The following is a 23,118-nucleotide window of genomic DNA, read 5'->3' as shown; positions in this document are numbered from 1 at the left end:
ATCCCACCGTCTGTCCACAGGCGTGACCACCGTGTGATCAGCCGTTCCGGGAGGTGGTCACGGCCGCCCCCTCCGCCGGTGCCTGCCCGGTCCGCGCGGGCCCCGTCTCCTCGGCCGCCGGCCGTTCGCCCTTCTCCGGGGTGACGAAGCGGTAGCCGACGTTGCGGACGGTGCCGATCAGGGACTCGTGCTCGGGCCCGAGCTTGGCGCGCAGCCGCCGTACGTGCACGTCGACGGTGCGCGTGCCGCCGAAGTAGTCGTAGCCCCAGACCTCCTGCAGCAGCTGGGCGCGGGTGAAGACCCGGCCCGGGTGCTGCGCGAGGTACTTCAGCAGCTCGAACTCCTTGAAGGTCAGGTCCAGGACCCTTCCCTTGAGCTTCGCGCTGTACGTGGCCTCGTCCACCGACAGGTCGCCGTTGCGGATCTCCATCGGGCTGTCGTCGACGGCGATCTGCTGGCGGCCCATCGCCAGCCGCAGCCGCGCCTCGACCTCGGCCGGCCCGGCGGTGTCCAGCAGGACGTCGTCGATGCCCCAGTCCGCGGTGACGGCCGCGAGGCCGCCCTCGGTGACCACCAGGACCAGCGGGCAGCCGGGCCCGGTCGAGCGCAGCAGCTGGCACAGCGAGCGGACCTGCGGCAGGTCGCGCCGTCCGTCGACGAGGATCACGTCGGCGCCGGGGGTGTCCACCAGCGCGGGGCCCTCGGCCGGGGCCACCCGTACGTTGTGCAGCAGCAGCCCGAGTGCGGGGAGCACCTCGGTGGAGGGCTGGAGCGCGTTCGTCAGGAGGAGGAGAGAGCTCACAGGCCGCTCCCGTCGTTCATCGTCCGGTCATGCGTGTTCCGCTTGCCCATTGCGACCCTCCTCGGTCCTGCGAGGACGTGTGCGTGCGCCGACGTGTGCGCTCCGGTGGCCCGGAAAGCACGAAAGGACCCGGGGGCGACGCTGCCCGGATCCTCTTGACCAAAGAGAATAGCCCACATGGAGTCCGTGAGTGAGCCCACCGTCGCGCGGTCGTGCGTTCCGTCGATCGTCTCCGGTGGGATGCGGGCCGTGCTGACGGCCGAGGACCGGGTGCCGATCGACGCCGCCTACCTGCCCGGATCGACGCCGGGAGGGCTCGCGATCGTGGTCGCGCACGGCTTCACCGGCGCCCTGGAGCGGCCGGCCGTGCGCCGCGCGGCGGAGATCTTCGCCGGGGCGGCCGGTGTCGGCGGTGTGGTGACCTTCTCCTTTCGGGGCCACGGCCGCTCGGGCGGACGCTCCACGGTCGGCGACCGCGAGGTGCTGGACCTGGACGCCGCGGTCCGCTGGGCGCGGCGGCTCGGCCACCCCGCGGTGGCCTCGGTGGGCTTCTCCATGGGCGGTTCCGTCGTCCTGCGGCACGCGGGGCGCAAAACGGCGCACGAGGGGGCGCACGTTGATGCAGTCGTCTCGGTGAGTGCGCCCGCGCGCTGGTACTACCGAGGTACGGCGCCGATGCGCCGGGTCCACTGGGCGATCACCCAGCCCGTGGGACGCCTGGTCTCCCGGGGACTGCTGCACACCCGCATCCACGACAAGGACTGGGACCCCGTGCCCGTGGCCCCGGTCGAGGCGGTGCGGTCCATCGCGCCCACCCCGCTGCTCGTCGTGCACGGCGACCGCGACGGCTACTTCCCGCTCGACCACCCGCTCTCCCTCGCCGACGCCGCGGGCGGCGCGGCCGAACTCTGGATCGAGCCCGGATTCGGCCACGCCGAGAACGCCGCGGCGCCCGAGCTCCTGCGCCGCATCGCCGGGTGGACGGCCGAACGGGCCCGCCCCGCCGGCGCACCCGCCTGACCCCGAGGCCCGCACCACCGGGCCCGGCCGCCGCGCGCCGCCCGCGCTGCGCCATCATGGACCGCGGCAGGACCCGCACGGGCGAACGGAAGGACCGCTATGGCGGCACACGGAACCATCCGGTACTGGGCCGCGGCCAAGGCCGCCGCCGGCGCAGCGGAGGAGCCGTACCGGGAGGGCACCCTCGCCGAGGCGCTGGACGCGGCGCGCGAGCGCCACGCGTCCCGCCCCGAGTTCGCCCGCGTACTGGCGAACTGTTCGTTCCTGGTCGACGGGAACCCCGTCGGCACCCGGGACCACGCCGGGGTCCGGTTGGCGGACGGCGGCACCGTCGAGGTGCTCCCGCCGTTCGCGGGAGGATGAGCACGTGACCGACAACCACCACTGGTACGACCGCGGCGCCGGCCCGATGCCGGCGCACGACACCACCGCCGTCCTCCCGCCCGTGGACGGCGCCCCGGAGCCGCCCCCCGGCGGCGGCCGCGCCGCCCGGCGCCGCCAGGCGTCCCGCACCGGCTCGCCGATCATCGCCCCCGGCATGCAGCCCGCCCTCGTCACGGCAGCGCTGGCGCTGCTGCTGGCCGGCGGGGCGCTGCTGGGCCGCCCCGCGCTCGCCGCGGCGGGCGTGGTGCTGCAGGCGGTCACCGCGGCCGGGTGGTTCCGGCTGAACGGCATGTGGCCGGCCCGGCAGGGCATCGTGCTGGCCTTCCTGGCGGGCGTCACCGCCGAGGCCGCCGTGCTGGTCGACGGGGTGGACAACGCCCCGGCGGTGATCATCGGCACCCTCGGCGTCTGGCTGCTGCTCGTCCTCGTCCTGCAGCTGCGCCACCGCGGCAGCCCCGAGGAGCGGCTCTCCTCGCTCACCGCGACCGCCGCCTCGACGCTCGTCACGATCCTGGCCACCGGCTTCCTGGCGACCACGGCCGACCCGCGGGGCACCGACGCCGTCGTGACCGCGGTGATCGCCGTCGCCGTCGCGACGCTCGCCCGGGCGATCCCGCTGCCCGGCGTGGTCTCGGTCCTGGTCGCGCTCGCCGCCGCCACCGGCAGCGGCATCGCCCTCGGGCAGCTGGAGACCTCCGACGCGGCGCTGGTCGCGCTGGCCGCCGGGGTCTGCGCGCTGATCGGCCTCCGGGTGGCCAGCTACGACTTCCCGTCCCGGTTCGTCCACTTCACGGCGGGTGTGGCGCTGCCGCTGACCGCCGCGGCCCCGGCCGTCTACGTCATGGCCCGAGCACTGCTGGGCTGAGACGCACTAGGGTCGGTCCGAACACCGACTCGGGGGTTGACTGATGCGTGCCGTCCGGATTTTGCTCGTTCTCGTCGTGGTCCTCGGCGGCCTGTTCGTCGCGGCGGACCGGATCGCCGTGCACTTCGCGGAGTCCGAGGCGGCGGACCGGGCGCAGCAGACGCTCGGTCTGACCTCCCCACCCGGGATCGACATCAAGGGCTTCCCGTTCCTCACGCAGGTGCTGGCCGAGAAGCTGGACGACGTCGAGGTGACGGCGGACGGCGTGCAGGCAACCGGCACCGGCGGCCAGACGCTGCGCGTCGCCCGCTTCCAGGCCGATCTGCACGGGGTGAAACTGGGCAGCGGCTTCAGCAGCGCGGTCGCCGACACGGCCGAGGGCACCGCCCTCGTCAGCTACGAAGACCTCGCCAAGGCCGCTCCGAGCGGTGTGACCATCGGCTACGGGGGCACCTCGGAGAACGGCAAGGGCCAGGTCAAGGTGGGTGTGGAGGTCTCCACGCCGGTCGGCACGATCAAGCGCAGCGTGGTGAGCGAGGTCAGCGTGGCGGGCAAGGGCGGCATCAAGCTGACCGCGGGCAAGATACCGGGACTGGAGTCGCTGCCCCCTGTCGTGGAGGACCTGATCCGCGAGCGGGTCGACTTCACCCGCGCGCTGTCGGGCCTGCCGGAGGGCATCGAGCTCAGCTCGGTGACCGCGACCGCCGACGGCATCAGCATCGCGGCGACCGGCAGCAAGGTCGTTCTCGCCCAGTGAGACGGGGGCGTCCGCTCCGCAGTCGATGCGGAGGAGTGCGGGCGCCGAGCCGCAGGGCGGCTCCTCGGGACCCGCTGTTCATCTCGAAGTACGGACAATCTTTTCTCGGTATGCGGACCGGCGGTGACACCGGCCGGTCCCCTTCCCTACGATCGAGCCCATGAAGCGACAGGCGGACCTCACGAAGCGGCGGGCAGTCGACCTGTGCCGTGTCGCCGCCATGCTCTGTCGCGTCCCCTAGGGGCCCCCGCGCCGTCTTCCGGCGCCGCACGCCGCCCCGTCCTTCCCCGCGCAAACGCCGTGACGCGCCCGTGCAGCGCAGCCCGGCACCCGTGCGCACCCGTCCGTGCGCCGAGACATCCGCAACTGCCCCGGAGGAGACAGCAATGAGCCGCAGTGACGTCCTGGTGGACGCCGACTGGGTCCAGGCCCGGATCGACGACCCGAAGGTGGTCATCGTCGAGGTCGACGAGGACACGTCGGCGTACGACAAGAACCACATCAAGAACGCCGTCCGGATCGACTGGAAGCAGGACCTCCAGGACCCGGTGCGCCGTGACTTCGTCGACCAGGCCGGCTTCGAGAAGCTGCTGTCGGAGAAGGGCATCGGCAACGACGACACCGTCGTCCTCTACGGCGGCAACAACAACTGGTTCGCGTCCTACGCGTACTGGTACTTCAAGCTCTACGGCCACCAGGACGTCAAGCTCCTCGACGGCGGCCGCAAGAAGTGGGAGCTGGACTCCCGCGACCTGGTCGACGGTTCCGAGGTTCCGGCCCGCCCGGCCACCGAGTACCGGGCCCAGGCCCAGGACGTCTCGATCCGCGCCTTCCGCGACGACGTCGTGGCCGCCATCGGCAGCCTCAACCTGGTCGACGTCCGCTCGCCCGACGAGTTCTCCGGCAAGCTGCTCGCCCCGGCCCACCTCCCGCAGGAGCAGTCCCAGCGCCCGGGCCACATCCCGACCGCCCGGAACATCCCGTGGTCGAAGTCGGCCAACGACGACGGCACCTTCAAGTCGGACGACGAGCTGAAGGAGCTGTACGAGGGCGAGGGCGTGGACCTGGCCAAGGACACCATCGCCTACTGCCGCATCGGCGAGCGCTCCGCGCACAGCTGGTTCGTGCTGCACGAGCTGCTCGGCCAGCCCAACGTCAAGAACTACGACGGTTCCTGGACCGAGTACGGCTCCCTCGTCGGCGTGCCGATCGAGCTCGGCGCAGCCAAGTAAGCCCCCGAGACCCCGACCCGGAGGAATCAGCACCATGTGTGGAGCGAAGGCAGGCGGCCCGGACCTGGCCGGCATCGACGTGGCGACCGAGACGATCATCCAGGGTTCCGTGACCCGCGACGGCGAGCCGGTGACCGGCTACGTCCGGCTGCTGGACGGCGGCGGCGAGTTCACGGCCGAGGTCCCGACCTCGGCGACCGGCCAGTTCCGCTTCTTCGCGGCCCCCGGTTCGTGGACCCTGCGCGCCCTCGTGCCCGGCGCCATGGTGGACCGTGCCGTCGTCGCCCAGCGGGGCAACCTCACCGAGGTCGCCATCGCCGTCTGACCCGACGGCCCCCCATACACGAAGGGCCGCATTTCCACCGGGCCACCGAGTGGGAGTGCGGCCCTTCGGGTCGTACGGTGGAAGGGTGTCCACGAGGCGTCGTCGTCGCTGGTATTACGCCATGATGGGCAGTTGCGTTCTGCTCTTCGTCCTGGCGTGGAGTCTCGTGCGCCTGTGGTCGGTGCCGGTGGCCGTCGGGATGTGCGTGGTGGCCATGGTCATCCCGCCGATCGCCGCCGTCGTGGCCAACCGCAGGGGCCCGGACGAGCGCTGGTGGGACGAGACCGGCGACCCGACCTCCGACGAGTGGTGGCGCGAGCTGGACCGCCGCGACGACCATCGCGACCAGCGCTGACGCCCGGTGAGACACCTCAGCGTCCCCTGCGGCTGCTCTCAGTAGACGAGCGCCTGCGTGCCGTCGGCCATGGCCTCGCTGACGAAGACCTGCGCACCGGCGATCCGGACGCCCTCCAGCACGTCCTTCTCCGCGATGTCGCGGCGCGCCGCGCACTGCGTGCACAGCGTGATCCGCCCGCCCGCCAGGATCCCCTCGATCAGGTCGGGCAGCGGCGCGGCGTGCGGCAGCTCGAACTCCGCGGCCCGTCCCGGCAGCGCGAACCAGGACGACTCACCGGTCAGCCAGAGCGACACCTCCACGCCGCTGGCGACCGCCACCGCCGCCACGGTGAACGCCTGGGAGCAGCGTTCGGGGGCGTCCGCACCTGCGGTTACCTTGATCACGAGCTTCTTCGCCATGGCTCATACCTTAGGGTGGCCCGTCTCACAGGAAAAACAGTGGGAGCGTTTACCGACGCTCGACATAATGCGTTCGCCGCGTGGGCGCGATCAGCGCGCCGGCCGCGGATTTCTGCCCGGGGGGGCTTGTGGAAGCGCGTTCCGATTCGCGTACCGGCGTCGTGATCGTCACGATCGTCGGACTTGTTGTGCTTGCGACATTGACCGCGGGGGCCGTCGTGGCGTTCGGCTCCTCGTCCTCGTCGCCGTCCGCGTCCGGGCTCCCCGGTGGGGCCGCGCCGAGCAGTACGGGTCCGGGGACGACCGACCCGGCGCCGCCGTCACAGTCCCCGAGCCCCGCCGTGACGGCCGCACCCTCGCCCACCCACACCCTCAAGGGCACCGTGGACGACGGCAGGCACCGCGGCGACCTGCGCTTCTTCCTGCTCGCCCCGCCGGCGGACGCCGAGATCTACGGGGACGAGGAGGGCACGGAGCTCTCCCGTTCCGAGGTCGCGGACTCCGCCGACGTGAAGCAGGCCCTGGCCGCCCACGGCTTCAAGGCGGCGGCCCAGCGGACCTATCTCACCGGTGACGGCGACTACGAGGTCTCCGCGCAGCTCGTCCGCTTCGCGAGCGAGGGCTCCGCCACCGCCTACTACAACGACTTCTACTACCAGGGCACCCGGATCACGCTGCCCTCGTCGGGCAGCCCCGCCAAGGCCTACCGGCTGTCGTCCTCCTCCGCGGAGAGCACCGGCTCGGTGATCGTCCTGTCCCATCAGGGCGACGTGCACATCACGCTCTCCGTCACCGGGGCGAAGACCCCCGGCAAGGACCTGCTCGCCCGGCTCCTCGACAAGCAGTACCGGCGTCTGAAGACCGGCCGCTGAGCCGCACGGCACCCCGGACGCACGGACCGGCCCGCGCGCCGTCCGCACCCACCCACGAACACCCCCAGTGGAGAACCCCTTGTCCCAGGACACCCCCGTCCCGGAACAGGCCGCCCCTGTTCCGGACGGGCCCCCCGTCCGCCCGCCGCGCAGACGCGGCCGGACCACCCTGCTGATCGCCTGCGCGGCGGTCCTCGGCGTCCTCGCGGGCGCCGGCGCCGGCTACCGGATCCAGTACGACCGCCCCGAGACCCCGCTGCCGCCGCTGGCCCAGCACAAGCTCGTGCAGCCCAAGGGCGCCGCCCCCGCGGCGAAGCCGCTGACGGCCGCCGAGGACACCCTGGTCACGTACGACGGGGACCTGCGCAAGCTGCTGGTCAAGCGGCCGAAGGGCGCCAAGGACTGGGCCCTCCCGTACGGCGAGGACGGCTGGGTCTCGCTCTACGACTACGCCGACACCTTCAAGGACCCGGTCTGGGTCTTCGGGGACCTCTTGAACGGCGACTTCAGGCGGCTGGCCGCGGCAAGTTGGAAGACCGGCTCGGGGCCCTCCACGACGACGACCGAGATCCGCCTGGTGCAGTTCCGCGACGAGTACATGGCGGTCGCACCCCGGAAGCTCGAGGATCAGCAGGACTACATGCCGGACAAGGAGTACGCGGGCGACCTGGGTTCCGCCATCCCGGGCACGTCCGACGGCAGGGTCTGGGTCTACACCCATGAAAAGGCCGGCTACCTGCCGGTCCACACGGCACGCGCCCTGGCCCGCAAGGGCAACGTCATGATCGACATCTGGATGTACTCGGGACGGCCGATCCGCGAGTCCACGATCAAGGCCCTGGCCGAACGGCAGTGGGAGCGCATGTGAACGACGAGACCATCCCTCCCGCCGAGACCGAGCCGACGACGGCACCGGCGGAGACGGGGAACGAGACGCCGGCCGGGACCGTGACCGAGGGCGCAACCGGGACGGCCGCCGAGACGCAGAGCGGGACGGCACCCGGCTCCGAGAACGTCGACGAGCCGGCGACCGCCGCCGTCCCCACCGTGGAGGAGAACGCCCCGGCGCCCCGCAGGAGCCGTCGCGGTCTCGCCATGGGTGTGGCCGCCGCGCTGGTGGCCGTCGTCGCGGGCGGCGGCATCGGCTTCGCCGTGCTCCAGCACCAGAAGGACGACGGCAAGCAGGCGAGCGGGCAGACCTGGAAGGCCCCGGAGCCGAAGGAGACCGGCGAGTACGGCACCCAGTCCGGCGGCAGCCACTACGGCCCGCTCGGCAAGCTGCTGCTCCCGATGCCCGACGGCTACTCCCTGGGACCGGACATCGCCGAGTTCGGCAACGACGCCGAGCTCCCGGCAGAGCGGGCCGAGGAACTGATGCGCGGCGACCTGGACGGCGTGCCCAAGAAGCAGCGCGACCTGGTGCGCAAGGCAGTCGCGCGGCTCCACATCCAGGGCATGGGCATGCGCACCTACGGCGAGGACCAGGACAGGTTCTTCGCCGAGACCCAGATCGTCCAGATGAAGAACAAGCGCTCCGCGCGTGCCGACACCGAGTTCTTCACCGCCTTCACCAAGGCCCTCGGCGTCTTTCGCAACGGCCCGAAGATCGCGGGCCACGCCGGGGCGCGCTGCGTCCTGCCGCCCAAGGAGCCGGGCCAGAAGCTCGACAGCATGGTGTGCCAGGCCACCGAGGGCGACCTGTTGATCCGCATGTCGGTGACGGGCACGTCGCCGCTGCGGAAGACCGAGGCGGCCGACCTGTTCAAGCAGCAGCTCGACCGCGTACAGGACCCGGGAGAGGCCGCATGAGCGAGCAGACGCAGAGTGACGACGTGAAGATCCCGGCGCAGGCGGCCGCCCCGGCGCAGGAGACCCTCACGAACGCCGGCCCCGTCGAGGCCGCGGCCGGGAACGCTTCCGGCGAGACGGCGGCCGGGCCCGAGCCCGAGTCCGGGCCCGCGGACGCGGCGGCGGTGACGGACGCCGCGGACGACACGGTGCAGCCCGCCGAGGCCACATCCCCGATGTCCGTCGTGCCCGGCCCGCGGAAGCGGCTGCGTGACCGGCGCGGCCTGCGGGCCGCCGCTCGCTGGACCGCCGCCGTCGTGGTGTTCGCGGTCCTCGGCGGGGCCACGGCGTACGCCGTCACACAGCCTGAGCGGAGCGAGATCCCGGGCCTGGAGACCCCCGACGACGGCCGCTGGACGTACCCGGCGCTGAAACTGCCCAGGCTGCCTGCCGGTGCGCCCCGTGCCCTGGACGAGAAGCGCAACACCGGGGGCCGCCATCACGCCGACCTGCGGACGCTCCTGCTCCCCGTCCCCAGTGGCGCGAAGAGGGACACATCGTTCCCGGACCGCGGCGGCTGGCTGCCGACGGCCGATTTCGTGGGGATCTACCCGGAGGGGGACCGCAGGAAGGACCGCGCGCTGCTGGAGGACAACACGCTCCGCCACATCGCGGCACGGGCCTGGACCATGCCCGACGGCACCCGCACCGAGGTCTATCTGCTCCAGTTCATCACCTCGCCGTACACGACCCGGGTGAGGAACGAGCTGATCATCCCCGCCGGCTTCGCGCAGGCCCCACAACCGCAGACGGACACCACGTGGAGCGAGGGCGACGCCGACTCGGCTGTTCCCGAGGGGGAGATGGTCAATGTCTACGACGAGGCCGCGCCGCGCGGCGCCACACACCTGCGCGCCGCGTACATCACCGCGGGCGACACCCTCGCCGTGATCCACATGGAGAAGCCGAAGACCCAGTCGGCCGTCCCCTTCCACCAGACCGTGCTGCTCCAGGCGCAGCTGCTCGGCTGACCCGGGCCGCCGGCGGGACGAGGGCGGGACACCGGGGCGGGCGCGGCGCGTGGGGCGGACCTCACGCGGCCGCGCCCGTACCCGCCCACTAGACTCGTACCTGGCCCCACCGGGCCGCCGACCGTCCGCGCCTGCCCGAGGAGCACGCTCGTGAGTGCCATCGAGTTCTTCTTCGACACCCTGCTCGTCCTGGTCTGCCTGGGCGTCATCGCGTTCTCCGCTCTGGCTGTGAAGAAGCTCTACCAGGGACAGCGCTGAACATGATCGAGATCCCCTCCGACCTGCATCCCGACCTCGTCCCCCTCGCCTTCCTCCTGGGCACCTGGGAGGGCGCGGGCGTCTTCGACTTCCCGGGCGCCGAGAAGTGCAACTTCGGGCAGGAAGTGATCTTCGGCCACGACGGCCGGTCGTTCCTGGAGTACACCTCCAAGACCTGGGTGCTGGACGCCGAGGGCAAGCCGGTGAAGCCGCTGGAGAGCGAGTCCGGCTTCTGGCGCATCGGCAAGGACCGCAAGGTCGAGATCACCATGACCCGCGACGACGGCGTCATCGAGATCTGGTACGGCGAGCTCGCCGAGGCCAAGCCGCAGATCGACCTCGTCACCGACGCCGTGGCCCGGCTCGGCGACGCGCCCCCGTACAGCGGCGGCAAGCGCCTGTACGGCTACGTCAAGAGCGACCTGATGTGGGTCGGCGAGAAGGCCACCCCCGAGGTGCCGCTCCGCCCCTACATGTCGGCGCACCTGAAGAAGGTCGTCAACCCCAGCGAGTGGGCGAAGGACCTCAAGGACCTCCCCGACGACGGCATCGCCTTCTTCCGCTGAGCCTTGCGCCCGGCCCGCCGCCGAGCGCGCCCCGCGGCGCCGTACGGCCGCCCGAGGGGGATCACGACTCCGTGATCCCCCTTTTCCCTGCCTAGACTGTCCTCGTGGTCACCACGGACTGGAAGAGCGATCTGAGGCAGCGCGGCTACCGACTGACGCCGCAGCGGCAGCTTGTCCTGGAGGCGGTCGACGCGCTGGAGCACGCCACGCCCGACGACATCCTGACCGAGGTGCGCAAGACCGCCTCCGGCGTCAACATCTCCACGGTCTACCGCACCCTGGAGCTCCTCGAGGAGCTGGGCCTGGTCAGCCACGCCCACCTCGGGCACGGCGCCCCCACCTACCACCTCGCGGACCGGCACCACCACATCCACCTGGTGTGCCGGGACTGCGAGTCGGTCATCGAGGCCGACGTGTCCGTCGCCGAGCCGCTGACCGCGCGGCTGCGCGAGACGTACGGCTTCGAGACCGACATGAAGCACTTCGCGATCTTCGGTCGCTGCGCGGACTGCGCGGGGAAGCCCCGAACGCCTGAGGGTTCAAGTAACCGGACGTAGGGTGGTGGGCATGCAGCGCCAAACAACGACCAGTCCCCTGCTGTCGCTCCCCGGTGCCGTCCCCGCGGAAGGCCCCGACGAGGGAGTCGCCGCGCACTACGGAGACCTCTTTCGCGAGCAGCGCGCACTGGCGGACGGCAAGGGATTCGTCGACCTCTCCCACCGGGGCGTCGTCGCCGTCACCGGCCAGGACCGCCTCGCGTGGCTCCACCTGCTGCTGACCCAGCACGTCAGCGACCTCCCGCCCGGCCGGGCCACCGAGGCGCTGATCCTCTCCGCGCACGGCCACATCGAGCACGCCCTCTACCTCGTCGACGACGGCACGACCACCTGGATGCACGTCGAGCCCGGCACGCAGGGCGAGCTCATCGCGTACCTGGAGAGCATGAAGTTCTTCTACCAGGTCGACGTCTCGGACCGGACCGGCGAGTACGCCGTCGTGCACCTGCCCGCGGGCAGCATCGCCGCCGTCCCCGGGGACTGGCCGGTGCGCGAGGTCCCGTACGGCCGCGACGTGTTCGTGCCGCGCGGCGAACTGGAGGACCTGGCGCGGGAGGTCGGTACCCCGGTCGGCGTGCTCGCCCTGGAGGCGCTGCGGATCGAGGCGCACCGGCCGCGGGTCGGCCTGGAGACCGACCACCGCACGATCCCGCACGAGCTGGGCTGGCTGGACACCGCCGTCCACCTCGACAAGGGCTGCTACCGCGGCCAGGAGACCGTCGCCCGGGTGCACAACCTCGGCCGGCCGCCGCGCCGCCTGGTCTTCCTCCACCTCGACGGCAGCGAGGTCAAGCTGCCCGGCCACGGCACCCCCGTACGGCTCGACGCCGACGGGCCGGACGGCCGCCCCGTCGGCACCGTCACCTCCTCCGCCCGGCACTGGGAGCTGGGCCCGATCGCCCTCGCCGTGATCAAGCGCAACACGCCCGTGGACGCCGCGCTGCTGGCGGACGGGACGGCGGCGAGCCAGGAGACCGTCGTCGAGCCGTAGGCGCCCTACATCTCCAGCACGACCGTGAACGGGCCGTCGTTCGTGAGCGAGACCTTCATCTCCGCTCCGAACCGGCCCGTCTCCACGTGCGCGCCCAGCGAGCGCAGTTGCGCCACGACCTCGTCCACCAGCGGCTCGGCGACCGGGCCGGGCGCCGCCGCGTTCCAGGTGGGGCGGCGCCCCTTGCGGGCGTCACCGTAGAGGGTGAACTGGGAGATCACGAGCAGTGGCGCGGCGATGTCCGAGCAGGACTTCTCCCCGGGCAGGATGCGCAGCCCCCACAGCTTCCGGGCCAGTTGGGCCGCCTTCTCCTCCGTGTCGTCGTGCGTCACCCCCACCAGCACGCACAGGCCGGGACCGGCGATCTCCCCGACCGTCTCGCCGTCCACCACGACACTCGCTTCGCTCACCCGCTGGGCCACCGCACGCATGCCGTCATTGTCCCGGCTCGGCGGGGGCGCGCGGCACCCGGGCCGTACGCCCGCTTGGACTCACGTACAACTGTCCGGAGCCGCCGTTCGGGTGCAGGTGCCTGCGCGACGCAGCTACTCGGTGGCACGATCGATATCTGCCCGACGTGGGGGACGAGGGGACGGACAGCGATGAAGAACAGCATCACGACCGGCACGGCGGAAGGCGATCGCATGCTCAAGGCACCGGGCCCGCGCTCCCCCCTCACCGCCGGCACCCCCCAGCCCGACTTCGCCGGCCTCACCCTCGAAGGTCTGCGCACCGCGCGCCGAGAGGCCCAGCTGGAGGAGGCCGACCTCTCCTATCTGCGACGGCTCCTCCAGGGCCGGATCGACATCCTCCGCGCCGAACTCGCCCGGCGCACCGCCCCGGACGCCCCCGTGCTCGACCGGCTCTCCGAGATCCTCACGGACACCCCGTCCCGCCACCGCTCCTCCGCCCGCCACGTCACCCTGGGCACCCCGCACAGCGAGCGCTACCGGCAGCTCGCCGAGGAGATGCTCGCCGAGGTCCAGCTCTCCGACCTCGAGGCCCGCACCGACCAGGAACTCCACGACGCGATGGGCCGGCTGGTCCGCAACGAGCAGCAGGTCTCGCGCTGCCGGCAGTCCCTGCAGCGGACGGTCGACGGCTGCAGCACCGAGATCGCCCGCCGCTACCGCGAGGGTGAGGCCCGGGTCGACGACCTGCTGGCGGGCGACTGACGGCAGCATCGCGAAAACGGGATGCGGCCGGGGCCGAGGTCCGCCTACCGTGCGGGGCATGAGCCTTGAGGTCCGTACGATCGGCGAGTCCGACTTCCCCGGCTGGCTGCGCGCCGTCAACACCGGCTTCCACCGGCCGCCGTCGGTGACCGAGGAGGAGATCGCGCTCCGCCGCTCGCAGACGGACCTGGAGCGGACCCAGGGCGCCTTCGACGAGGGCCGCTGCGTGGCCACGTTCCGCAGCATGCCGCGCGAACTCACCGTGCCCGGCGGCGCGGTGCTGCCCGCCTCGGCGATCACCAACGTCACGGTCACCGCCACGCACCGCCGCCGCGGCCTTGCCTCCCGCATGATGGCCGCAGAACTCGACGCCTCCGTGCGACGCGGAGAGCCGGTGGCGATCCTCGTCGCCGCGGAGTACCGGATCTACGGCCGCTTCGGCTTCGGCCCCGCCGCCGGGGTCACCGAATGGGAGGTCGACACCGCGCGCGCCGGCCGCCCCCAGGGAGCGCCGTCAGGCAGCGGACGCGTCGACGTCGCGGACCCGTCCGAGGTCCTCAAGCTCGGGCCCCAGCTCCACGACCGGGTGCGGCTGCGGCATCCCGGCGCGATCAACCGCACCGAGCGCAACTGGGAGTACGCCACGGGGACGGTGGTCAACCCCGCCTTCCCCTGGAAGGAGCCGACCTTCGTCCTTTACCGCGACGCCTCCGGACGCGTCGACGGCCTGGCCGCGTACACGGCCGAGGACACCTGGCACGGGATGTTCCCGAAGGTCCCGCTCACCGTGCGGGAGTTGATCGCCGCCACCCCCGAGGCCGAGCGCGCCCTGTGGCGCTACCTGCTCGCCATCGACTGGGTCGCCACCGTACGCACCGGTTTCCGCGGCCCGGACGACGTCCTGCCGCTGCTGCTCGACGACCCGCGCGCGGCCCACGTCCACTCCACCAGCGACTTCCTGTGGCTGCGGCTGCTCGACGTCCCCCGCGCCCTGTCCGCCCGCACCTACGCGGCCCCGGGCTCGGTCGTCCTCGACGTCACCGACCCCGACGGGTACGCCGCCAGCCGCTTCCGCCTCGAAGCCGCCGCCGACGGCACCGCCACCGCCGAGGCGGCCCCCTCCGCCGCCCCGGACGTCTCCCTCACAGCGGCCGCACTCGCCGCCCTGTACCTCGGCGACGAGTCCGCGGCGCGCCTGACGGTCACGGGCGGCGTCACGGAATCCCGCCCGGGCGGCGTGGCCCGCGTCGACGCGCTGTTCCGTACGGCGCGCAAGCCGTGGCCGATCGACACGTTCTAGCCGTCGCTACCGGTGCCCGTAGGACACCAGCACCAGGAGGACGAGTACCCCGCCGATGCACATCGCGTAGCTGGAACGCGCCCTGAGCCCGGCGGCCACCAGCAGTACGCCCAGCCCCATCAACGGCCCGTACTGCCACGCCAGGTACTGCTCCAGAAGCGCGGCCACGACATGGCTCCACAGCATGACCCACCCCCTTCCAAGGCGACCGACCGAAAGGCGCGGGTCCGCTGCCGACCTGGCCCTACTGGGCCAGGAGCAGCGCGATCACCGCGAGTCCGACGCACGTGAACGTCGTGTTGCGGGCCTTGTGGCCCACCGTGAACAGTCCGACGGCGAAGGCGCCGGCCGCGCCGTACCGCCACTGGACGAGCTGCTCGAACGCGAAGGCGCACAGAGCGAGAGCGGGCATAGCGATTCACTCCTTCGGGGCGCGCGGGATCGTTCCCTCCGCGCGTAGAGCGCGGAGGGGGCAGATTGACCCGTGAGTCTGCAAGTGACTGAGCGGAAGCGTGTTGCTGCTGATGCGTGCAAGGCGTCGTGGCGCTGCACTCTCAGCCGCGGTCATCCCCGGCGCGTCGTCGGGACGGAGAGGCTGCGGCCCCCGATGGCGTCAACTGGACCAACTTGACTGTCGGCCAGACCAGTTGACTGCATTCCTCTACGGTCATGTTGCCGCTGACTGCAGATCACTAAACTCCATGCAGTCAACTCCACTTGCCTGGCGTGAAGCTGTAGTGTGGGTCACGTGAGCAACGACCGCACCGTCGGTGGCGCCAGGCGCGAATACGAGCGTGTGGCCGATGCGTTGCGTCACGAAATCGAGGGCGGCGCGATCGCGGTGGGTGCGCGACTCCCCACGCACGCCGAGTTGGTGGATCGCTTCGATGTCTCCCGTGCCACCGTCCAGAAGGCGATCAAGGCGCTGGAGGGCAAGGGCTACGTGGAGTCGGCCCAGGGCAAGGGCGTCTTTGCCCTTGACTGGCGGGAGTCTGCCGTCGCCACCCACGTGAACGGCGTTGCCACGGCAGCAGTCGAGGCCGGCAGCGTCGAGCTGGACGACGCCATCGCGGAGGCGTTCGAGGCGGATCACGTCACAATCGACGCGTACTGCCTGACCGCGGAGTCGCTCAACGCGGCGATAGTGCCGCAGGCGCGGCGCATCCTCCGAGGTGAGCTCGAGCCCTCGTCGATCCATGTCCGGCTTCTGCTGGCCCGACCCGGTGCGCACTTGGCGATCCCCCGCATCGTCGGAGACCCCGACGACACACGGCCGCTCGACCGGCTGTCCGAGCTGATCGAGCGTCATGCGTTCACCCTGCGCAACCTGCTGGAGGATTTCGGCAGGCGGGGCGTCGAGGTGAGCGTCGAAGTCCGGACCCTGCCCATCACGCCGGTCGCGAAGCACTACCTGATCAATCGCGACTTGGCGCTCATGGGGTACTACAAGGTCGAGGCCAACAGCGTCGAACTCCCGGACGGTGACACCGCCGAGATCTACGATGTCATGGGTCTCGGGGCGAGGCTGTATCCCCAGGGGCCCGAGCAACGCGCGGAGTGCCAGGAGTGGTTCGACTCTCTGTGGACCACAATCGCCGAATCGGTGTGACACTCACTGAATGGCTTCGACAGACCCTGAGTGGCTCCTGAGTCGAGTGCGAGGCGTCAAGGTCGTCCTCTTCGACTTCGATGGACCGCTTTGTGACCTCTTCGCCGAGTACAGCGCCGAGATGGTGGCCGAGCACATGAAGGGCTATCTCGACAGCGAGGGATGGCTGCTGCCGAAATTCTCCTTGTACACGGATACGCATCAACTGTTGTACGACGTCGCGGAGCATGGCGTACCCGAACGCATACTCCGGGGTCTCGACGCGGTGCTGGTCGAGGCCGAGCGGCAAGCCGCCAAGGTGGCGCATCCCACGGCAGGAGCGGCCGAACTTATAGGACTCCTGGCCGCCGCTGATCGGCCGATTGCGATCACGACCAATAATTCTGCTGCGTCGGTGCAGGTCTACCTCAAAGAACAGGGGTTGGATCGGTCGTTCAACGGGAGAATCTTCGGTCGCGGCGATTCCCCGCAACTCATGAAGCCGCACCCCAGTTGTCTCTGGGAAGCCATGCGGGCGGTCGGCTGGGAAAATGCACCAGACAATTGCCTCATGGTCGGCGATTCCACGCGCGATCTCGTGGCGGCGCACAGGGCAGGGGTTAGGTTCCTGGCATATGCGGGTCGCGGAGAGCGTTATCGGGCGCGCGGAGAGGCGCTTCTCGCTGCCGGTGCGGATTTCCTGGTCAGGGACATGCGCGAGGTGACGGAAGCCTTCTCCCGGGCTGACCTGCGCTGTCGGAGTGCCCATGTGAGCGAGTGATGCGCTGGAAATTCGATTGACAGAACGCGGGGTTTGGATGTGCGTCCGGGAGGAAACCCGTATAGGCTCTGCGCTCATCCGCACCGTATCAAACGGTGATTCCCTGCTGGATCGATCTCAAACGGTCGGTGCAACTTATGTCTACGGCTGCGCCTGCGAGTGTCCTGGGTGACGCCCCCGCGCCCCCGCGCCACATCGTGCGCAGTCGGCTGCGTGAGCCTTTCGTGCGCTGGCACTACAACCGCCGAAGGCGGGACGGGAAGTCTCTTGTCCTGACGGGTCACCACAACTCCAACGAAGTGGTGACGCCGGACAGGCTGCTCGCCCGGCTGGCCCGCGTGGCGATCGACGAGGCCGCACACGTCAAGCTCAGGGTGCCGCTGACCACTCCGAAGGTCGTCATGCGCACGTGGTCGGACGAGGCCGACGTCCTGGCAGCGCTGAACAAGGCCGTCGCGCGTGAGCGGCACCGGCCGCCGTCCTTCGGGATCCCGCAGTGCCTGGTCACTTTCGGGCAGGCGGCCTCACTGCACCGGTTCGTTCCCGGCAGGCCGCTTTCCCAGGAGGCCCGTCCAGGGACCCCGATCGGAGAGAGGCGGCTCCGAGACATCGCGAAAGTCTTCGCCTACGCGGCGACGGTCGATCGCGAGCAGTTGCCGGCGTTGCCCGGGCACTGGCCGGCCGACGAGGACAGCGACGGGTTCCTTGCCCACTTGGTCGATTGCGCGGAGCGGGTGCATCAGGAGCACCGGCCCGAGTTCGGCACCCTGTTTGACGCCCTCCAGGTGCCGGTCGACGCACTGGAGCGTTTCCGGAGCAGGGTGCGGGACCGGGTCGGAGAGCTCCGTCGAAGGCCCTTCGCCCTGCTTCACACTGATCTGCACCGCGACAACATCGTGCTCATGAAGAGGGGGAACCTCTTCATCCTGGACTGGGAGCTCGCCACCTACGGCGACCCTCTCCACGACCTCGCCACGCATCTGGTCCGCATGGAGTACAACGAGCGGGAACGCGAGCGGATGAAGAAGTGCTGGAAAGAGGCCCTGGACCAGGAGGATTCCGCCCTGACGGACGGGATGGCCACGGACCTGCAGGTCTACGTTGACTTCGAGTACGCACAGTCGGTCTACGCCGATGTCGTACGGGCCGCCGTCCGGCTCGGCACGGTGCCCGGTAGCCCGCTGCTCGGGCCGTCCGTCAGCCAGGTCGTACGGGCTCTGGAGCGGGCGCGGGTCCCGTTCGGGCTCGAATCGGTACCGGGGGAGAAGGACGTCGAGGCGGCGCTGACCGAGTGGCACGCGCGGCGTCATCCCGAGCGACGTCCACGGAGATGGGTCTTCGCGGAGAGGCGGGCCCGCGACCAGGTCCATGCCTTCTAGCGCGCCGACCCGGGATGCCGTGGACGACGCGTCGGCCCTGCTGGAACACGCGAGCTGCGTGCTGTTCGACTTCGACGGCCCCCTCGCGGATCTCTTCGCCGGGCACCCGGCGTCCCGGATCGCCGACCGGCTCCGGCGCCGTGCGGGGCGCCTGGGTGTGCCGCCTGCGGAACTGCCGGAGACCGGTGATCCCCTGCGCATCCTTCGGATCGCTGCCCGACACGATTCCACCGGCCGCATCGCGGCGGAACTGGAGGTTCAGCTGACGCGGGAGGAGGTGCACGCGGCGAGGACCGCACCGCCGGTGCCTCACGCCGACCGGCTGGTGGAGCGCCTCGCCGCCGGCGGACGGCAGGTGGCCGTCACGACCAACAACTCCGCCCGCGCGGCTCTCGCCTATCTGCAACGGCGCGGACTGGCACGGTACTTCGGCTCGCACGTCCACGGCCGTGCCGCGGATCCGGCGTTGCTCAAGCCGCATCCGGACTGCCTGGAGCGCGCTTTGGCTTCGACCGGGACGGCGCCTGCGGAATGCCTGATGGTCGGTGACTCTCCTGGCGACTTCTTTGCCGCTGTCAGTGTCGGTGTTTCCTTCGTCGGCTACGCGCGCAACGATCGCAAGGCGCAGGCGTTGCGGCAGGCGGGGTCGGAGCATGTTGTCCGTTCCCTGGAGGACTTGACGATGGCTGCCGCCCTCGCCTAGACCTCACAGACCGTACGACATCCAGTGCCCCGGCTCCGCGAGCGGGGCGAAGCCCACTTTCTCGTACACCCCGTGCGCGTCGTGCGTGGCCAGCAGCACGAGCCGTACGCCCAGCCCCTGCACGTGGTCGCGGGCGGTCGTGGCGAGGGCGGTCGCGAGGCCGTGGCCGCGGGCGGCCGGGGTGACGTAGACGTCGCAGAGCCAGGCGAAGGTGGCGCGGTCGGTGACGACGCGGGCGCAGGCGACCTGGGTGCCGGTCTCCCTGTCGTACGCGCCGAAGTTGAGGGAGGCGGCGATCGCGGCGTCCTGGACGGCGCGGGGGCGGCCGAGAGCCCAGTAGGCGTCGGTGGAGAGCCAGTGGTGGACCAGGGTGGCGTCCACGCGGGCGGGGTCGGCGGAGATCTCGTACCGGTCGTCTCTCATGGGGCCCGAGGCTAGGGGATGCGCCTTCGTGCAGCACTGCTTACCGGTGCGATGAAGGACTATTAACTGGACCTTGAGGGTCCTGTGGGCCCACGCTCGAGGGCATGGGTATTCACGTACCGCTCATCACCCCCTTCGACGAGGCGGGCCGCGTGGACGCCGGCGCCCTGGAGCGCCTGGCGCACGAGGTGGCCGACGGGGGCGTCGCCGGGCTGGTGGCGCTGGGGACGACCGCCGAGGCGGCGATGTTGGACGAGGCCGAGAAGGCGGTCGTCCGGGAGACCGTGGGGCGGGTGTGCCGGGAACGGGGGCTCTGGTACACCGTGGGCGCCGGCGGGACGGACACCCGCAGGGCCGCGGCCGAACTCGCGGGGCTCGACGCGGACGCCGCCCTCGTCTCCGTGCCGTCGTACGTCAGGCCCTCCCAGGACGGCGTCGTCGCGCACTTCGAGGCCCTGGCCCGGGCGTCCGCGGTGCCGCTGGTCGTCTACAACATCCCCTACCGCACCGGGCTCGCCCTCACCGCCGAGACGGTGCGCCGGATCGCCGCGATCGACGGGGTCGTGGGCTTCAAGCACGCCGTCGGCGGCATCGACCAGGACACCGTGCTGCTGGTGGGGGAGGTGCCGCTGTACGCCGGGGACGACGTCTTCGCCCCGGCGCTGCTCGCCCTGGGCGCCGAGGGGGCGATCGCCGCCTCCGCGCACCTGGCCACCGAACGGTGGGTGGAGCTGGCCCGCTCTAACGATCCGGCGACGGGGCAGGCGCTCGCGAGGCTCGCCGCCGCCCTCTTCGCCGAGCCGAACCCCACGGTGATCAAGGCGGTGCTGCACGTCCAGGGACGCATCCCGAGCCCCGACGTGCGCCTGCCGCTGCTGCCCGCGGGCCGACCGTCCCTCGGGACGGCACTCCGGGCACTCGCCGCATCGGGGGATACTCGGGACCGTACGTACGCACTGATCGGAGAGACCGGATGAGGATCGGAATCGTCGGAGCCACCGGCCAGGTCGGCGGTGTCATGCGCAAGGTGCTGGCCGAGCGCGACTTCCCGGTGGAGCAGCTGCGGCTGTTCGCGTCGGCCCGTTCGGCCGGGCGCACCGTGCCGTGGAAGGACGGCGAGGTCACGGTCGAGGACGCGGCCACCGCGGACTACGCGGGTCTCGACATCGTGCTGTTCTCCGCGGGCGGCGCGACCTCCAAGGCGCTGGCCCCGAAGGTCGCGGCCGCGGGCGCGGTCGTGATCGACAACTCCTCCGCCTGGCGCATGGACCCCGAGGTCCCGCTGGTCGTCTCCGAGGTCAACCCGCAGGCGATCGCCGACCGCCCCAAGGGCATCATCGCCAACCCGAACTGCACCACCATGGCCGCCATGCCCGTGCTGCGCCCGCTGCACGAGGAGGCGGGGCTGACCGCGCTGGTCGCCACCACCTACCAGGCGGTCTCCGGTTCCGGCCTGGCCGGTGTCGCCGAGCTCGACGGCCAGGTGCGCAAGGTCGCCGACCGGGCGACCGAGCTGGCCTTCGACGGTGAGGCCGTGGAGTTCCCCGAGCCCGCGGTCTACCAGCGGCCCATCGCGTTCAACGTCGTCCCGCTCGCCGGGAAGATCGTCGACGACGGCCGCTTCGAGACCGACGAGGAGCAGAAGCTCCGCAACGAGTCCCGCAAGATCCTGGGCATCCCGGAGCTGAAGGTGTCCGGCACCTGTGTCCGCGTGCCCGTGTTCTCCGGGCACTCGCTGCAGGTCAACGCCCGTTTCGAGCGTCCGGTCAGCGTCGAGCGCGCGTACGAGCTGCTGGGCGCCGCCCCGGGCGTGGAGCTGTCGGAGATCCCGACCCCGCAGCAGGCCGCGGGCAAGGACCCCTCCTACGTCGGCAGGATCAGGGTGGACGAGACCGTCGAGCACGGCCTGGCGCTCTTCCTCTCCAACGACAACCTCCGCAAGGGCGCCGCGCTCAACGCCGTCCAGATCGCGGAGCTGGTCGCCGCCGAGCTGCGCGGCTGACCCCGAGAGTCCCACGGTGCCCCGGCGCGGACCGCGCGCCGGGGCGTCGTCGCGCTTGACCCTCACACCGTGTGAGGCGCTGGACTCGGAGACGTCATGTTCGGGATCGGAGACTTCGCCAGGCACGGCCGCGTGTCGGTCCGCATGCTGCGTCACTACGACGCCATCGGACTGCTGCGCCCCGACCGTGTCGACCCCGCCAGCGGCTACCGCCACTACGCCGCCGGGCAGCTCGCCCGGCTCAACCGCATCATCGCCCTCAAGGACCTCGGCTTCACGCTCGAACAGGTGCGGTCGATCCTCGACGAGGAGGTGAGCGCGGAGCAGCTGCGCGGCATGCTGCGGCTGCGCCGCGCCGAGCTCGCGGCCGCGATGGCCGCGGACGCGGCCCGGCTGGCGGGGGTCGAGGCGAGGCTCCGGACGATCGAGAGCGAGGGACGGATGTCCACCGACGACGTGGTGATCAAGAAGGTGCCCGCGGTACGGCTCGCGGAGCTGACGGCGACCGCGGCCGGGTTCGAGCCGGCGCAGATCGGGCCCGTCATCCAGCCGCTGTACGGCGAGCTGTGCCGGCGGCTGGACGCGGCGGGCGTGCGCCCGGTCGGGTCGGGGATCGCGTACTACGAGGACGCGCCGGAGGGGGAGGGCGCGATCCTCGTCCACGCGGGGCTGCAGGTCGCGGTCGAGCCGGACGGCGGGTACGACTTCGCGGTCGTCGACCTGCCGGAGCTGGAGAGCGCGGCGACGATCGTGCACCGCGGCTCCATGGACGACGTCCTGCGCTCCGAGCAGACGCTGGCCCGCTGGATCGACGCCCAGGGCCACCGGTCCCTCGGCTACCCCCGGGAGCTGTACCTGGAGTGCGAGGGGCATCCCGACACCTGGGTGACGGAGCTGCAGGAACCGGTGGCGACGCGGGCGTGATCGGTCACCCCATCGGCTTCCCCTGCTGAGCCGCCTCGGCGACCAGCTCGAAGGCCGTCCGGCCGTCCAGGGACTCGCGGATGACGTCCGCGTGCCCGGCGTGCCGGGCGGTCTCCTCGATGAGGTGGAGCAGGATCCAGCGGGCGCTGACCTTCATGCCCGGCGGGTTCCAGGGCGCGTCCGGAAGCGGCACCACGACGTCCAGGTCGGGCAGCGCCAGGATCGCCTCCTCGGTTTCCCGGCCGGTCCTCGCGTACTCCTCCAGCCAGCCGGCGAGGGTCTCGCCCTCCAGCAGCCGGAAGCCGTCGAGGTAGTCCGCCTCGGTGCCCTTCTTGTCCTCGTGGCCCAGCAGCAGGCCCTGCACCCAGGACTCCTCGGTCCTGGTGACGTGCTTGACCAGCCCGGCGAGGTTCATCTCGCTGACGCTGGGCCGCGAGGAGGCCTGCTCGTCGGTGAGGCCGAGCACCGCGCGCCGCACCCCGCCGCGCTGCGCCTCCAGGTACGCCAGCAGTGCGTCCCGCTCACCCGTCTCGTTCCGTACCACCGTCGGCATCGTGCGCTCCCCTTGGTCGTGGGTCCTGGCTTCGGGCGCCGGTTCTCCGGCGTCCTTCGCGTCTTCGACGGTACGCACCCATGCGG

31 protein-coding genes are annotated in these 23,118 nt (G+C 71.4%); 24 read left to right on the top strand and 7 right to left on the bottom strand.

Annotated elements, in window-relative coordinates:
* Window positions 1–37: 37 nt before the first annotated feature.
* Window positions 38–802 carry a response regulator transcription factor gene (locus tag OIE69_RS19265; RefSeq protein WP_326573143.1) on the bottom strand — a complete coding sequence of 255 codons (765 nt, stop codon included), beginning with the start codon at window positions 800–802 and terminating at the stop codon, window positions 38–40.
* A 177-nt stretch (window positions 803–979) separates the two neighbouring features.
* On the opposite strand from OIE69_RS19265, the gene OIE69_RS19260 reads away from it, so the two are divergent.
* The 8 genes from OIE69_RS19260 (at window position 980) to OIE69_RS19230 (ending at window position 5,740) form a co-directional block, all read left to right on the top strand.
* Window positions 980–1,822, top strand: a complete 843-nt coding sequence (locus tag OIE69_RS19260) for an alpha/beta hydrolase (protein ID WP_392567530.1) — start codon at window positions 980–982, stop codon at window positions 1,820–1,822.
* A 99-nt stretch (window positions 1,823–1,921) separates the two neighbouring features.
* Window positions 1,922–2,185 (top strand): MoaD/ThiS family protein, encoded by a 264-nt coding sequence (locus OIE69_RS19255; RefSeq protein ID WP_018559654.1) that lies wholly within the window; start codon window positions 1,922–1,924, stop codon window positions 2,183–2,185.
* Between the two features lie 4 nt (window positions 2,186–2,189).
* Window positions 2,190–3,071 (top strand): hypothetical protein, encoded by an 882-nt coding sequence (locus tag OIE69_RS19250; RefSeq protein WP_326573140.1) that lies wholly within the window; start codon window positions 2,190–2,192, stop codon window positions 3,069–3,071.
* A gap of 43 nt (window positions 3,072–3,114) precedes the next feature.
* A complete protein-coding gene (locus OIE69_RS19245; RefSeq protein WP_326573138.1) occupies window positions 3,115–3,828 on the top strand; it encodes an LmeA family phospholipid-binding protein in 714 nt (237 codons plus the stop codon).
* Window positions 3,829–3,988: 160 nt separating this feature from the next.
* Window positions 3,989–4,069 carry a putative leader peptide gene (locus tag OIE69_RS44760; protein WP_354797803.1) on the top strand — a complete coding sequence of 27 codons (81 nt, stop codon included), beginning with the start codon at window positions 3,989–3,991 and terminating at the stop codon, window positions 4,067–4,069.
* Window positions 4,070–4,214: 145 nt separating this feature from the next.
* Window positions 4,215–5,060, top strand: coding sequence for a sulfurtransferase (locus OIE69_RS19240; protein ID WP_326570145.1), 846 nt, complete (start codon window positions 4,215–4,217; stop codon window positions 5,058–5,060).
* 34 nt (window positions 5,061–5,094) lie between these two features.
* On the top strand, window positions 5,095–5,385 hold the full coding sequence (locus OIE69_RS19235; RefSeq protein ID WP_326573135.1) for a DUF1416 domain-containing protein: 291 nt from the start codon (window positions 5,095–5,097) through the stop codon (window positions 5,383–5,385).
* A gap of 85 nt (window positions 5,386–5,470) precedes the next feature.
* Window positions 5,471–5,740: a DUF3099 domain-containing protein gene (locus tag OIE69_RS19230; RefSeq protein WP_326573133.1), complete on the top strand. Its 270-nt coding sequence runs from the start codon at window positions 5,471–5,473 to the stop codon at window positions 5,738–5,740.
* Window positions 5,741–5,778: 38 nt separating this feature from the next.
* On the opposite strand, the gene OIE69_RS19225 is transcribed toward OIE69_RS19230, so the two are convergent.
* On the bottom strand, window positions 5,779–6,141 hold the full coding sequence (locus OIE69_RS19225; protein WP_326573130.1) for a DsrE family protein: 363 nt from the start codon (window positions 6,139–6,141) through the stop codon (window positions 5,779–5,781).
* Between the two features lie 341 nt (window positions 6,142–6,482).
* On the opposite strand from OIE69_RS19225, the gene OIE69_RS19220 reads away from it, so the two are divergent.
* From OIE69_RS19220 to ygfZ, 7 genes are all read left to right on the top strand, one after another.
* Window positions 6,483–7,013: a hypothetical protein gene (locus tag OIE69_RS19220; RefSeq protein WP_326573128.1), complete on the top strand. Its 531-nt coding sequence runs from the start codon at window positions 6,483–6,485 to the stop codon at window positions 7,011–7,013.
* A 79-nt stretch (window positions 7,014–7,092) separates the two neighbouring features.
* The gene (locus tag OIE69_RS19215; RefSeq protein ID WP_326573126.1) at window positions 7,093–7,881 is read left to right on the top strand and encodes a hypothetical protein; all 789 of its coding nucleotides are present in this window, start codon (window positions 7,093–7,095) and stop codon (window positions 7,879–7,881) included.
* Window positions 7,878–8,822, top strand: a complete 945-nt coding sequence (locus OIE69_RS19210; RefSeq protein ID WP_326573124.1) for a hypothetical protein — start codon at window positions 7,878–7,880, stop codon at window positions 8,820–8,822. Before OIE69_RS19215 ends, OIE69_RS19210 begins: the two co-directional genes overlap by 4 nt.
* Entirely contained in the window at window positions 8,819–9,832 is a 1,014-nt protein-coding gene (locus OIE69_RS19205) for a hypothetical protein (protein ID WP_326573122.1), read from the top strand. Before OIE69_RS19210 ends, OIE69_RS19205 begins: the two co-directional genes overlap by 4 nt.
* Before the next feature lie 260 nt (window positions 9,833–10,092).
* A complete protein-coding gene (locus tag OIE69_RS19200; RefSeq protein ID WP_326573120.1) occupies window positions 10,093–10,656 on the top strand; it encodes an FABP family protein in 564 nt (187 codons plus the stop codon).
* 104 nt (window positions 10,657–10,760) lie between these two features.
* Complete coding sequence (locus tag OIE69_RS19195; RefSeq protein ID WP_326573118.1) at window positions 10,761–11,213, top strand: Fur family transcriptional regulator; 453 nt, start codon at window positions 10,761–10,763, stop codon at window positions 11,211–11,213.
* Between the two features lie 10 nt (window positions 11,214–11,223).
* Window positions 11,224–12,204 (top strand): CAF17-like 4Fe-4S cluster assembly/insertion protein YgfZ, encoded by a 981-nt coding sequence (gene ygfZ / locus OIE69_RS19190; protein WP_326573117.1) that lies wholly within the window; start codon window positions 11,224–11,226, stop codon window positions 12,202–12,204.
* A gap of 5 nt (window positions 12,205–12,209) precedes the next feature.
* Here the strand turns inward: ygfZ and dtd are convergent, their stop codons facing one another.
* Window positions 12,210–12,635: a D-aminoacyl-tRNA deacylase gene (gene dtd / locus OIE69_RS19185; RefSeq protein WP_326573114.1), complete on the bottom strand. Its 426-nt coding sequence runs from the start codon at window positions 12,633–12,635 to the stop codon at window positions 12,210–12,212.
* Between the two features lie 213 nt (window positions 12,636–12,848).
* On the opposite strand from dtd, the gene OIE69_RS19180 reads away from it, so the two are divergent.
* Both OIE69_RS19180 and OIE69_RS19175 read left to right on the top strand, forming a co-directional pair.
* A complete protein-coding gene (locus OIE69_RS19180) occupies window positions 12,849–13,379 on the top strand; it encodes an RsiG family protein (protein ID WP_037731813.1) in 531 nt (176 codons plus the stop codon).
* Between the two features lie 58 nt (window positions 13,380–13,437).
* Entirely contained in the window at window positions 13,438–14,679 is a 1,242-nt protein-coding gene (locus OIE69_RS19175; protein WP_326573112.1) for a GNAT family N-acetyltransferase, read from the top strand.
* Between the two features lie 6 nt (window positions 14,680–14,685).
* Here OIE69_RS19175 and OIE69_RS19170 read toward each other — a convergent pair whose 3' ends face one another.
* Window positions 14,686–14,865 (bottom strand): hypothetical protein, encoded by a 180-nt coding sequence (locus OIE69_RS19170; protein WP_326573110.1) that lies wholly within the window; start codon window positions 14,863–14,865, stop codon window positions 14,686–14,688.
* Window positions 14,866–14,923: 58 nt separating this feature from the next.
* Window positions 14,924–15,091, bottom strand: coding sequence for a hypothetical protein (locus OIE69_RS19165; RefSeq protein ID WP_179280085.1), 168 nt, complete (start codon window positions 15,089–15,091; stop codon window positions 14,924–14,926).
* 336 nt (window positions 15,092–15,427) lie between these two features.
* Here OIE69_RS19165 and OIE69_RS19160 point away from each other — a divergent pair, with 336 nt between their 5' ends.
* The 4 genes from OIE69_RS19160 (at window position 15,428) to OIE69_RS19145 (ending at window position 19,130) form a co-directional block, all read left to right on the top strand.
* Window positions 15,428–16,288, top strand: coding sequence for a GntR family transcriptional regulator (locus OIE69_RS19160; RefSeq protein ID WP_326573107.1), 861 nt, complete (start codon window positions 15,428–15,430; stop codon window positions 16,286–16,288).
* A 10-nt stretch (window positions 16,289–16,298) separates the two neighbouring features.
* Window positions 16,299–17,048: an HAD family hydrolase gene (locus OIE69_RS19155; RefSeq protein ID WP_326573105.1), complete on the top strand. Its 750-nt coding sequence runs from the start codon at window positions 16,299–16,301 to the stop codon at window positions 17,046–17,048.
* A gap of 302 nt (window positions 17,049–17,350) precedes the next feature.
* Window positions 17,351–18,427, top strand: coding sequence for a phosphotransferase (locus OIE69_RS19150; protein WP_326573102.1), 1,077 nt, complete (start codon window positions 17,351–17,353; stop codon window positions 18,425–18,427).
* 19 nt (window positions 18,428–18,446) lie between these two features.
* Window positions 18,447–19,130, top strand: a complete 684-nt coding sequence (locus OIE69_RS19145) for an HAD family hydrolase (RefSeq protein WP_326573100.1) — start codon at window positions 18,447–18,449, stop codon at window positions 19,128–19,130.
* Between the two features lie 3 nt (window positions 19,131–19,133).
* Here OIE69_RS19145 and OIE69_RS19140 read toward each other — a convergent pair whose 3' ends face one another.
* Complete coding sequence (locus OIE69_RS19140; protein WP_326573098.1) at window positions 19,134–19,553, bottom strand: GNAT family N-acetyltransferase; 420 nt, start codon at window positions 19,551–19,553, stop codon at window positions 19,134–19,136.
* A 104-nt stretch (window positions 19,554–19,657) separates the two neighbouring features.
* Here OIE69_RS19140 and OIE69_RS19135 point away from each other — a divergent pair, with 104 nt between their 5' ends.
* From OIE69_RS19135 to OIE69_RS19125, 3 genes are all read left to right on the top strand, one after another.
* Complete coding sequence (locus OIE69_RS19135; protein WP_326573096.1) at window positions 19,658–20,530, top strand: dihydrodipicolinate synthase family protein; 873 nt, start codon at window positions 19,658–19,660, stop codon at window positions 20,528–20,530.
* The gene (locus OIE69_RS19130) at window positions 20,527–21,555 is read left to right on the top strand and encodes an aspartate-semialdehyde dehydrogenase (protein WP_326573094.1); all 1,029 of its coding nucleotides are present in this window, start codon (window positions 20,527–20,529) and stop codon (window positions 21,553–21,555) included. The genes OIE69_RS19135 and OIE69_RS19130 overlap by 4 nt, the downstream gene beginning before the upstream one ends.
* A 96-nt stretch (window positions 21,556–21,651) precedes the next feature.
* Complete coding sequence (locus OIE69_RS19125) at window positions 21,652–22,479, top strand: MerR family transcriptional regulator (RefSeq protein ID WP_326573092.1); 828 nt, start codon at window positions 21,652–21,654, stop codon at window positions 22,477–22,479.
* A 4-nt stretch (window positions 22,480–22,483) separates the two neighbouring features.
* Here the strand turns inward: OIE69_RS19125 and OIE69_RS19120 are convergent, their stop codons facing one another.
* On the bottom strand, window positions 22,484–23,032 hold the full coding sequence (locus tag OIE69_RS19120; RefSeq protein WP_326573090.1) for a DinB family protein: 549 nt from the start codon (window positions 23,030–23,032) through the stop codon (window positions 22,484–22,486).
* Window positions 23,033–23,118: the final 86 nt, after the last annotated feature.

The organism is Actinacidiphila glaucinigra, from assembly GCF_035918135.1.
Classification (GTDB): Bacteria; Actinomycetota; Actinomycetes; order Streptomycetales; family Streptomycetaceae; genus Actinacidiphila; species Actinacidiphila glaucinigra.
The sequence above is the reverse complement of the archived record's forward strand: the minus strand, read 5'-3'. Positions and strand labels throughout refer to the sequence as shown.

Bases quoted from the DNA above. Each gene is read 5' to 3' on its own strand.
- OIE69_RS19130 (WP_326573094.1), top strand. From the start codon at position 20,527: ATGAGGATCGGAATCGTCGGAGCCACCGGCCAGGTCGGCGGTGTCATG.
- OIE69_RS19120 (WP_326573090.1), bottom strand. From the start codon at position 23,032: ATGCCGACGGTGGTACGGAACGAGACGGGTGAGCGGGACGCACTGCTG.
- OIE69_RS19175 (WP_326573112.1), top strand. From the start codon at position 13,438: ATGAGCCTTGAGGTCCGTACGATCGGCGAGTCCGACTTCCCCGGCTGG.
- OIE69_RS19260 (WP_392567530.1), top strand. From the start codon at position 980: ATGGAGTCCGTGAGTGAGCCCACCGTCGCGCGGTCGTGCGTTCCGTCG.
- OIE69_RS19135 (WP_326573096.1), top strand. From the start codon at position 19,658: ATGGGTATTCACGTACCGCTCATCACCCCCTTCGACGAGGCGGGCCGC.
- OIE69_RS19205 (WP_326573122.1), top strand. From the start codon at position 8,819: ATGAGCGAGCAGACGCAGAGTGACGACGTGAAGATCCCGGCGCAGGCG.
- OIE69_RS19180 (WP_037731813.1), top strand. From the start codon at position 12,849: ATGCTCAAGGCACCGGGCCCGCGCTCCCCCCTCACCGCCGGCACCCCC.
- ygfZ (WP_326573117.1), top strand. From the start codon at position 11,224: ATGCAGCGCCAAACAACGACCAGTCCCCTGCTGTCGCTCCCCGGTGCC.
- OIE69_RS19125 (WP_326573092.1), top strand. From the start codon at position 21,652: ATGTTCGGGATCGGAGACTTCGCCAGGCACGGCCGCGTGTCGGTCCGC.
- OIE69_RS19170 (WP_326573110.1), bottom strand. From the start codon at position 14,865: ATGCTGTGGAGCCATGTCGTGGCCGCGCTTCTGGAGCAGTACCTGGCG.
- OIE69_RS19245 (WP_326573138.1), top strand. From the start codon at position 3,115: ATGCGTGCCGTCCGGATTTTGCTCGTTCTCGTCGTGGTCCTCGGCGGC.
- OIE69_RS19255 (WP_018559654.1), top strand. From the start codon at position 1,922: ATGGCGGCACACGGAACCATCCGGTACTGGGCCGCGGCCAAGGCCGCC.
- OIE69_RS19140 (WP_326573098.1), bottom strand. From the start codon at position 19,553: ATGAGAGACGACCGGTACGAGATCTCCGCCGACCCCGCCCGCGTGGAC.
- OIE69_RS19200 (WP_326573120.1), top strand. From the start codon at position 10,093: ATGATCGAGATCCCCTCCGACCTGCATCCCGACCTCGTCCCCCTCGCC.
- dtd (WP_326573114.1), bottom strand. From the start codon at position 12,635: ATGCGTGCGGTGGCCCAGCGGGTGAGCGAAGCGAGTGTCGTGGTGGAC.
- OIE69_RS19240 (WP_326570145.1), top strand. From the start codon at position 4,215: ATGAGCCGCAGTGACGTCCTGGTGGACGCCGACTGGGTCCAGGCCCGG.
- OIE69_RS19225 (WP_326573130.1), bottom strand. From the start codon at position 6,141: ATGGCGAAGAAGCTCGTGATCAAGGTAACCGCAGGTGCGGACGCCCCC.
- OIE69_RS19155 (WP_326573105.1), top strand. From the start codon at position 16,299: ATGGCTTCGACAGACCCTGAGTGGCTCCTGAGTCGAGTGCGAGGCGTC.
- OIE69_RS44760 (WP_354797803.1), top strand. From the start codon at position 3,989: ATGAAGCGACAGGCGGACCTCACGAAGCGGCGGGCAGTCGACCTGTGC.
- OIE69_RS19235 (WP_326573135.1), top strand. From the start codon at position 5,095: ATGTGTGGAGCGAAGGCAGGCGGCCCGGACCTGGCCGGCATCGACGTG.
- OIE69_RS19165 (WP_179280085.1), bottom strand. From the start codon at position 15,091: ATGCCCGCTCTCGCTCTGTGCGCCTTCGCGTTCGAGCAGCTCGTCCAG.